At 39.7% G+C, this 10242-nt stretch carries 8 protein-coding genes; 1 reads left to right on the forward strand and 7 read right to left on the reverse strand.

What is annotated here, in order from left to right:
- A partial coding sequence (locus tag WBM70_RS06475) for a hypothetical protein (RefSeq protein ID WP_424557685.1) occupies positions 1–485 on the forward strand: 485 nt, incomplete at its 5' end.
- Between the two features lie 178 nt (positions 486–663).
- On the opposite strand, the gene hypF is transcribed toward WBM70_RS06475, so the two are convergent.
- The 7 genes from hypF to WBM70_RS06510 form a co-directional block, all read right to left on the reverse strand.
- Entirely contained in the window at positions 664–2886 is a 2223-nt protein-coding gene (hypF, locus tag WBM70_RS06480) for a carbamoyltransferase HypF (RefSeq protein WP_424557686.1), read from the reverse strand.
- A gap of 102 nt (positions 2887–2988) precedes the next feature.
- Positions 2989–4800, reverse strand: coding sequence for a hypothetical protein (locus WBM70_RS06485; protein WP_424557687.1), 1812 nt, complete (start codon positions 4798–4800; stop codon positions 2989–2991).
- Positions 4784–5332 carry a HyaD/HybD family hydrogenase maturation endopeptidase gene (locus tag WBM70_RS06490; protein ID WP_424557688.1) on the reverse strand — a complete coding sequence of 183 codons (549 nt, stop codon included), beginning with the start codon at positions 5330–5332 and terminating at the stop codon, positions 4784–4786. Before WBM70_RS06490 ends, WBM70_RS06485 begins: the two co-directional genes overlap by 17 nt.
- The gene (gene cybH, locus WBM70_RS06495) at positions 5329–6039 is read right to left on the reverse strand and encodes a Ni/Fe-hydrogenase, b-type cytochrome subunit (RefSeq protein WP_424557689.1); all 711 of its coding nucleotides are present in this window, start codon (positions 6037–6039) and stop codon (positions 5329–5331) included. Before cybH ends, WBM70_RS06490 begins: the two co-directional genes overlap by 4 nt.
- A 45-nt stretch (positions 6040–6084) precedes the next feature.
- On the reverse strand, positions 6085–7803 hold the full coding sequence (locus tag WBM70_RS06500; RefSeq protein WP_424557690.1) for a nickel-dependent hydrogenase large subunit: 1719 nt from the start codon (positions 7801–7803) through the stop codon (positions 6085–6087).
- Positions 7804–7806: 3 nt separating this feature from the next.
- Positions 7807–8952, reverse strand: coding sequence for a hydrogenase small subunit (locus WBM70_RS06505; protein WP_424557691.1), 1146 nt, complete (start codon positions 8950–8952; stop codon positions 7807–7809).
- A 109-nt stretch (positions 8953–9061) separates the two neighbouring features.
- The coding region (locus WBM70_RS06510) for an NAD(P)/FAD-dependent oxidoreductase (RefSeq protein ID WP_424557692.1) at positions 9062–10242 on the reverse strand (1181 nt) is incomplete at its 5' end.

The following is a 10242-nucleotide window of genomic DNA, read 5'->3' on the forward strand; positions in this document are numbered from 1 at the left end:
CCACTACAAGCCAGGGAAGTGGTGGCGGAAACCATGCAACCACGATTGATCCTAATACAGGAGAAGCTTGGGATGGTTTGTTTATTACTGAAGGACAAAATAACAATGGTAATTTGGACTGGGTCAAAGATAATGTTGACCAAAATGGTTCAGAAAGAGCTGCTCTATGGGGGTCTCCTACAAGCGTGTCCAATCTAAATCAAGTCTGTCCTTGTGGCTATATTGTTGCTTCAGACACAGAATTTACTGATTTAAATACAACTGAACTTACTGCATTGAAACTAACTATATCAGGATATAGAAGCACTACTGGTACCCTAGAACCTGGCTCTGGTAATGGACAAGGAAGTTATTGGACAAGAGTTGAAAGGCCAAGTGGAGAAGCATATTCAATCACATTTGAGACCGCACCTATTACAACGTTGTTTATATCCAATAATTCAAGATCAGAGGGACAAGCAATACGCTGTATCAAACCACAATAAATCATTTCATCCCATGAATAACTTTTAAATAGTTACTTTTTGGGATGGATGTACACTTAAGTATTAAGGTTAGTTACTTAATATAATTATTATCTTTCTTTCAAACAAATAATTAACTTCTTTTTCAAAACCTTATAAAATATATAACTTTATAAGGTTTCTTCCTCAATATAAAACACTAAAAATCATCTAAAAGAGATGCCAATTGTCCAAGTGCTATCCCTCCATCATTTGGAGGAATATTATTCGAGATAACAGCATCAGGGAACCTCCGAAGTATCAGAGATAAAAGCACCCTATTTTGAAACACTCCACCACTTAGTATCAAAGGCATGTGATAAGGTGCATACACCACGGCTATCATCTCTACTAAAGTGTGGAAAAACTTTGAGACAGCCACTACTGTATCTTTCTCTTGTATCAGTTCACTGACTATAGGTACAATATCTATCTTCCCATTGTCATACCTAAAACTGTAGTGCCCTACTACATCACTGCTGTAGTATTCTTCAAGTAACATACCACTCTCACCCTCAAAGCTCATTAACTGACAAATGCCTAACAATGAAGCCACTGCATCAAACAACCGACCAACAGAAGAGCTCAGAGGTGTATTAAGCCCTTTTTGCCATGCTAGGAAGTAGATCTTTAACTCAACTTCAGTAAAGGCTTGGATGGTTGGGTTATCTAAAGTTAGTGCATCTTCTTGGTAAAGGTCAAAAAGTAATGAGAGTGCTACACGCTTAGGCTCTTTGATAGCTTTAGCACCACCAAGGAGTTTAAAGTAGTTGATGTGTGCCACACGCTCATATCCCTCATAGTCACACACCATGAACTCTCCACCCCAAAGGTTGCCATCATCCCCATAACCGGTACCATCAAACGCTACACCAAAGACTTTACCTTGAAGTTGTTTTTCTGCCATCACTCCTAGTATGTGTGCATAGTGATGTTGGACTTCTTGAGTAGGTATGCCTTTTTCTTGACTCATCTCTTTGGCTACCTTTGTAGATTCATAGTTTGGGTGTTTGTCGTGGGCTATGAGTGTCGGGCTAAAGCTGTAGATACGCTCAAGAGACTCTATATTCTTTCTGAAGTACTCAACAGAAGCAATGCTATCTAGGTCACATATATGTGGAGAAAGAATTACTTGATTATCAAACCCTATGGCTACCGTGCTTTTTTGGTTTGCGCCTAGGGCTAGTACATTTTCGATAAGTCTCTTAGGTAAAGTGATGCTAGCAGGTGCATAGCCTCTTGATCGACGTAAGATAACCTCTTGGTCATCTACCACCATCACCACTGAGTCATCACACCCGTTGACTATGGAACGGTTGTGTTCTAACACATAGTCATACACCCCTTGTAGTTTTTCTAAAGATTCTAGGTTGGTACAAATGGGTTCATCTGTCACATTGGCAGAAGTGGCAACGAGTGGTCTTTGGAGTTCATCTAAAAGCAGTAGATGTAGTGGAGTGTAAGGGAGGAACAATCCTAACCTAGTAAGCTTAGGCGCCACACCCTCTAGCTCTTTTTTCATGCCCTCAAGTAGGACGATGGGGCGTTGGGCTGAGCTGAGTAGTTCCTCTTCTTTAGCTGAGACTTCTACAAGTTCTCTAGCCATACTAATGTCTTTGACCATGAGTGCAAAAGGTTTGCTTGGGCGGTGTTTACGCGCACGTAACTTACTTACAGCTTCAGCATTGCTCGCATCACACATGAGGTGGTAACCACCCACTCCTTTAACCGCGACAATATTTCCTTCTTTAAGTAGTGCTGCAACCTTCTGTACCTCTTTAGGTTTTTCTAATACTGTGCCTTGATTGTCTCGTAGTTCTAGTGTAGGCCCACACTCATAACAGCCTATAGGTTGTGCATGGTAGCGTCTATCTAGCGGGTTACTATATTCTTCTTCACACGCTTTACACATCTCAAAGAACTTCATAGAGGTATGTACTCTGTCATAAGGAAGGTCGTAGATGATAGAGTAACGCACCCCACACTGCGTACAAGTTATGAATGGATACTTATAACGACGGTTGTGTGGGTCAAAAAGTTCTTGCTTGCACTGCTTACAGATACTTACATCTGCTGGGATGCGAACGGTCACTTCACCTTCATCATCAGTGCTGATTATTTGAAAGTCAGTGAAAGTTGTTTGAGCTATTTGAGTAGTGGTCATCTTATCGATGCTTGCAAGTGGGGGAAGTTCTTCTTTTATGGCAGAGACAAATGTCTCTAACTCTCTTTGCGTAGTGGTGATGACTATCTCTACACCATGGGTACCGTTAAGTACCGTACCTTTGAGTGCATATCTGTCTGCGAGTGTGTAGATGAAAGGGCGAAACCCAACCCCTTGTACGGTACCTTCTATCTGTATCTTATAAGTAGATAGCTCCATGTACTGCATTCTCCTTGCCAAAGGGGAATTTCTAATTCATCAATGGCGTGTATTGTCCTAGTATTCTTTGTATTCTACCATATGCAGACTGATTGGCAATGTTTATGCTTCATTGCCAAGTGTAATGGCTCCCAATGCCACATTGGCACCATCTACACTTAGCCGCTCATTTCTATAGATAGAATAATTGACACTCAATGCATTATAAGTACGCATGAGTAACTGACGGTTTTCAAAGAGACTACCACTTAACGTCACACCGTTGATACCAATATTGGCATCTGAGTTTTCTGCTTGCTGTGCAATAAAGTCTGCCAACGAATCAATAAATCCGAAACTAAGAAGATAATCATCAAGACCGGCTAGTTTAAAACTCATAGCAGAACGAATAGCAAGCCTAAAATCTAGTTGATAGCCCTCATCTGTACTGATGACCTTGTAATCAATACGAGGACCTGATTTTCCACCAAACTCTATAGCCGTTGATTCAAGTACGTCACATGCTTTACCTACATCATCTCCTTCATATAAACCGATGAATACAGCAGCCATAGACCAGAGTTTAGCTATATCAGAGACCTGGTGACCTGTATTAAAACGTGTCTTTTCCACTTTTGCATGGAGTTCTGGAAATGTATTCTTAAAATTATTAACAAGTCGCATTCCACCTTCATCCATTTCAGCTATCGCGTCTAACATCTGCTTAGGTTGGGAGAGATGATCATTACTAAAAAGAACCATAGGTGTATAGCCTATTTTCTTAGAATAACTAAATATATGTGAATGATTCTCTCTACTAAGGTGTATGCCACAAAGAGATTGCTCTTCTAGCGACTTTTCAAGAACAATAGAACGTAACGCAGCGTGCGCTGGCTCAAAACGAATGGCATTCTCAACCTGAGATCTTTTATACTTTGATACATACTGGATTCGTGGTTGATCACCTAAATCAAATTTTAACCCTAGATGTAATCCATTTTTATCATCAAATGCCTCAAATCCGCCGTACTCACAAAATGAAGCATATTTTAAAGCTAAAGGAGTGTTCCATGGTAACATATCACGTCCTGTAGCGATGATCACATGTTCATCCAATGCTGAAGCCGTACGAAGTGTCGGTATATGATCAGAGAACACAGCATCTACCCCTTTGGCTTTTAATGCTGTAGTAAGAGCCAACGTTACTTTATCATCAGCAAAGAAAACAGGATAGAATGGTTCATTTAACTCATATTCTACACGAAGCTTCAATTTTGCTTTTAATCTAACCGTAGGTTTCTCCACCATCATCAGAGAATCCAATTCTCCTTGTGTGATAAGAAACTTATCTGAAATCTCAGTAGGATCACAAAACAATATACCTTCACCATTCTGTGAGGTAGCGTTTAGAAGTGAAAAATGACGTATTCCGTTATAGGTAGGTAAAGTAAGTTCTCCCCTCTCAATTAAAACATTAGCCAATTGTGTAAAGAATACTTCATCAGTAGTAGCTGTAATTCCCGTGAAGGAAGCTAACGTATCCATATTCAGTGATGTTTCAGTGAATCCACAGACCGAACATGGGACAAATGGGTTGAGTGTCTTGACTACATTCTCTTGACATTCAGGACAGTAAGGAACTTTAAATTGTGTTTTCTCTGAAGATAAAGGTGTGATTACATTCTCTCCGTCTTCAGCCTCTTTAAGAATTTCTTCTATCTTATACTCACGTAAGAAAAGGGATTGAGGAACAAGAGTAGATATCTGTTCTGCTAATGCCTCTAAAACCTCTTGAGTACCTAAGGCTTCTATCCGGTAATGTACTCCATCTTTATGGAGGGAAATAGGTGTAGCTGAGAGTTCCTGAATACGACTTAATAGTCGTGAAAATAGTCCATTATCATGAATATACTCAAATTTAAACGCTATATGCATCAAGAGCCCTGAAAGAGTTTGGAAGAATGGCTTGTATGTCTACGTCCTGTTTTTTCACTGCATTAATACCTATTGTTTTTAAATGATTTAGTAAGGTCATCTCCATCACCGGTACAGCATCAGATACACCTTCCGAGAGAGAAAACTCTGTCGCTTCGATGATAGTAGGTACGACACCTATGATCATGGTTGGAGGACGATCACCAGCTAGGTCCATCATATTGAGCGTCTGTAACATCTCAACTTCATGTGCACTCCCCTGCCAGTCCACAGCATCTGGTACAGCATCAAAATCAAAAAAATATACTTCTCCTGCTTGAACGCCAGGAGCATTGATCGTATCGACAATGATCAAACGGTCATACTCCACAATAATAGGAATAAGTCTCTGAGCGAGTGTACCACCATCGACTATATCAAGCTGGTGTTCACCCTCAAAAGTGTACTTCTCTCCCATATATTTTATGAAATGGACACCTATCCCTTCATCACCAAAAAGCAGGTTACCTATACCCAACACTAATATTTTCACGTATTGTCTTCTTTATTTTTTTCTTCTTGTTCTTTTTTTAGATGGTAATCATACCCTGTAAACATAACATCAAGTGCAGCATGTTTAAAGCGAATAGCAGACCAAATTACCAAATAAATATGTATAGGAATAAAGATCAGGAAACCCCATACTGCAATATGATGGACATAACGTACCGTTGCAAGTCCACCCATCCATGCTTCAACAACACGCATCGGTTCATATAGCCAACCACCAAGTCCTTGATGATATACATGTACATAAAGTACCAATCCCGTAATAGATACAATAACTAACAATAACATAATGGCTGTATACGTCAAAAATTGTAACGGTCCATACAAACCTTTTTTACGTAACTCACCTACAAAGAAATAAGACTTTAGTTGGGTGATCCAAGACTTTACACTAAATAGATCTTTGAGTGAACGCAATTCCCCTTCACTGTCTTTCCCAAAAAAGAAAAGATAGATCCGAAGTATCCCGGAAGCTAACAAAACAAATCCCATTATCAAATGCCACTTGGTCCACTCTGCATAAAGAAGTTTATCAGTTGAACCTTCAGACGTAAGGAATGGATCTGCAATATAAAAACCTGTTATGATCAATCCTGTAATGACCAGAGCACGTATCCAGTGTAAAATTCTATTGCCACTGCTGTAGACAAAGTCGGGATGGTCTGAGGTATATTTTTCTTCATGTGCCATGTTTACTCCTTCTCCTTCATTATTATAAAGAATATTCTAATTTTGCTAGCAACTTGCTCCACTGCTCATAGGGTTCACTTTAAATTCACTAAGTTCTACACCCTTCATATCCATGACATGAACAGAACATGACATACATGGGTCAAATGAGTGAATGACCCTAAGTACTTCAAGCGGTTTAGTTGGGTCTTCCAGCTTTAAACCAACCAATGATGCTTCATATGGTCCAATAGTACCGTTTGCATCCATTGGTCCAGCATTCCATGTTGTAGGTACAACTGCTTGATAATTTTCGATCAAACCATTTTTAATACGCACCCAGTGACTCAATGTACCACGTGGCACTTCACCTATGAAACGTCCTGTATACTCTTTTGAAGGATCAATTTCAAACTTAGTATACGTACTGTCATCTGTTTTAATATTCTCAACCAATGAATTGAAAATAGTAATTGCATTATCAGAGATCAATTTAGTTTGTAGCATACGTGCTGCCGTACGACCCAAAGTTGTAAAGAGTGCACCTACTGGCAATCCTGTTCTTTTCAGGAATCCACCCACTTCAGCTTGCACTTTTTCATTGCCTCTTGCATAGTTCACAAGTAAACAAGATAATGGTCCTACTTCCATCGCTTCGCTATCGTAACGTGGCGCTTTCACCCAAGTATATTTTGCATTTTCATCAATGACCTTTGCTTCACCATTGACCGTATCTCCATCCACAAAACCAGTATAGTCAGGGTCAGTTACACCATCATACGGTTGAAGTGGCTTTGTTCCTTTATACCATGCGTGTGTGACATCCTCTTCGATCTTCATATCATCAATGTCAAATACCTGGCTAAGGTCTCCCCCTTTAATGATACCACTTTGGAAAAGATGTTCTGTCCGATTGAGCATAAATCCATCACCAGCCATGAAGTTTTTCACACCTACACCACCAAGAACACTCTCTTCAGTACCATATGCTTCTGCTGCCATGACAATATCTGCATGATAAGCACGATCGATGAAATCTTTCACAATTTTATACTTTTCTCTCCACTGTGATAAACGAGTAGGACTTAAAATATCACGAACACAAGTAACCCCACCGACTACAAGACTTTGTGGGTGTGGCTGTTTTGCACCAAAGATAGCAAACATTTGTGCTGCTATACGTTGCACTTCAAGTGCTTTAAGATAGTGTGAAAGTGCAATCAAGTTTTGCTCTGGAGAGAACTTATAAGTTCCATTTCCCCAATATGCATTGGCAAACGGCCCGAGTTGGCCTTTATCTACAAAACTTTTTACACGTTGCTGAACAGCAGTAAGCTCATCTGTACCAGTAGCAATAGGCAGATCAGAGTATTTGAAAGCCAATTTAGATGCTTTTTCAGGATCTGCACTCAATGCTGATACAATATCAACCCAGTCTAGTCCATGTAAATGATAAAAATGAACGACATGGTCATGCATGTAAAGAGATGCATTTAAGAGAGAACGTACAAGTTTTGCATTATAAGGTGCTTCTACACCTAATGCATTTTCTACAGCTTCCACACCCGCCTTATAGTGTGAATAGGTACAAACACCACAAATACGCTGTGCCATCAGACCTGCATCACGAGGATCACGTCCTTTAAGGATAAGTTCAATACCTCTCCATAAAGTGGATGATGAGTAAGCTTTTTGCACGACATTGTTTTCATCTACCTCTACTTCTATACGCAGATGGCCTTCAATTCTTGTTATTGGATCAATAACTACACGTCTGTTACCCATAATTTATCCTTCCTTCTCATCTTTTTTATTCATAAACATACTTGCAACAGCATGCGCACCGATACCAACAACCGTTGCAGTAAGAAGTACTGTACCAACTTTATCGACTGTTGAGTTAAGTCCCATAACCAAATGTGACTTGATCGGTTTTTCTAGTGGACCCATAGTATCCCAGAAATCCGGTTCTGAACATCCCATACAACCATGTCCTGCTTGAACGGGCCAACTCGTACCTTGATTGAAGCGTTCTGTTGAACAGTTATTAAATGTATAAGGACCTTTACACCCCTGTTTATAGAGACACCATCCATCTTTTGCACCATCATCACCAAAGCTCTCTACAAATTCTCCAGCATCAAAGTGTCCACGTCTCTCACAAAGATCATGAATCCTATGACCATAAGCCCACTTTGGACGAGAGTAACGATCTAGTGCCGGCAATGTACCAAAGAGTAGGAAGTGCATGAGCGTTCCTACAATATTCGTTTCACTAGGAGGACAACCCGGTACGTTGATGACTGGTTGAGAAACAACCTTATCTACACCTTTTGCTCCTGTTGGATTAGGTGCAGCAGCCTGAATACCCCCAAAGCTTGAACAAGTACCAATAGAGAAGATAGCTGCGGCATCTTTTGCCGCTGCAGTTACAATACTAAGACCTGTTTTACCATGAGCACCTAATGTCAAATACTGACCATTATTTGCTGTTGGTACACCACCTTCAACAAGCAAGATATAACGTCCTTTGTATTTTTCTAATGCATTATCAAGATTTTCTTCTGCCTGCCAACCTGCAGCAGCCATAAGTGTTTCATGATACTCAATAGATACATAATCAAATATCAAAGAATCAATAGTAGGTGAATCTGAACGGATAAGTGATTCACTACATCCTGTACATTCTGCCATATGCAGCCAGACCAAGGGTACTCTATCTGCAAGCTTTGCAGCTTCGGCAAATAAAGGTGTGAATTGAGCTGGTAATGCAAGCATTGCTGTAATACCAGCCGCCCACTTCATAAAGTCACGCCGTTCAAATCCCTTATCCTCTAGCATTTCTTCTATCGACTCTTCTTTAGATGAAGGCAACTCAGATAACGCCTGTACACGATCTTTAGCTTTCTCATAAAGTGCATCAAAACCATTCATAATTACTCCTTTATTAGTGTTGTTATGTATAAGTATATCATACTTTTATTATTTATTATAATTATTTATTAAGACTAAAACAGTCCTATTCTATAACTATATTTTCTGTCTAAAACCAACCTCTTAACATTAGATACCAATACATAGGTTTCAACTGGTAAAGGTCAAATGCCCACCAGAAATATCTTGGCTTTGCAGGATTAAGGAAAGGTATAGTCGGAGCTACTCCTTCATAGTTAAATTCTGCCATCATGATCTCTCCATATCCAGTCTTTATAGGACAAACAGTATAGCCATCGAATTTCTCTTTAAGCGGTTTTCCTTCTAGTGCTGCGATCAAATTGTTTACAACAACTGGACCTTGGTGTCTTGCCGAACCACCTGTTCTACATAGCGGTATACCACATACATCACCAATACCAAATACATTATCGTATCTTCTGTGTTGCATTGTATACTGGTCTACTTCGAGCCAACCTTTTGCAGAACCTTTTTGCCACCCCAAAGGAGAATCAATCAAAGCCTGAGATGCACCCATAGGTGGTACTATATGGATGAAGTCATAAGACATATCAACCATTCTTTTTTCCTCAGACATATCATACTCGTCCAGATCCTCATCGTATTCACCTTTGACTTCATAGGTTTCTTCAAAGGTAGCCACCTTTTTATTTACATCAATGGCAACAAGATTATGTCTGAACTTATTAGTGATCGTGTCGTATTGCGTCTGTACTTTCTGTAGTGATGCATCAAACTCTGGATGCTTAAAAAGCTTTGAACTATTGGTTGCAAAAATATAATCAGCCCCCAGATCATCTTTTTTCAAGTGGTCTGCACTTAGATAAAGAATTTTTTGTGGCGCCCCACCACATTTAATAGCTGTGTTTGGACTTGTATAAATAGCTGTTGGCTTTTTACCTGAAGCTGCTGCTTCCTTCAATGCCTCAAACCATTCCCATGTTAAAGAACCACCATCAGCAGTACCTTTTTCAAGATCACTTAAATAGACACTAGAGATACCATTTTTACCTATATCATCTTCGGTTAGACCTTTGATCCAGTCATAATGGTATTCCATTCCTGTAGCAATAACTATGTAATCATAAGGTACTTCTTCCCCGGCACGTGTAGTTACTTTATTATTGTCAGGATCAAACGAAGCTACTTCATCTAGAATCCAGTTAACACCATCAGGAACAAAGTCTTTATTATCTTTCTTAATATCATCTATAGTGTAAAGTCCGGCAGCCATAAATACTTGTCCTGGTTGATAAAGATGCACCTTAT

Origin of the sequence: Sulfurovum sp., from assembly GCF_049668085.1 — a bacterium.
Taxonomy (GTDB): domain Bacteria; phylum Campylobacterota; class Campylobacteria; order Campylobacterales; family Sulfurovaceae; genus Sulfurovum.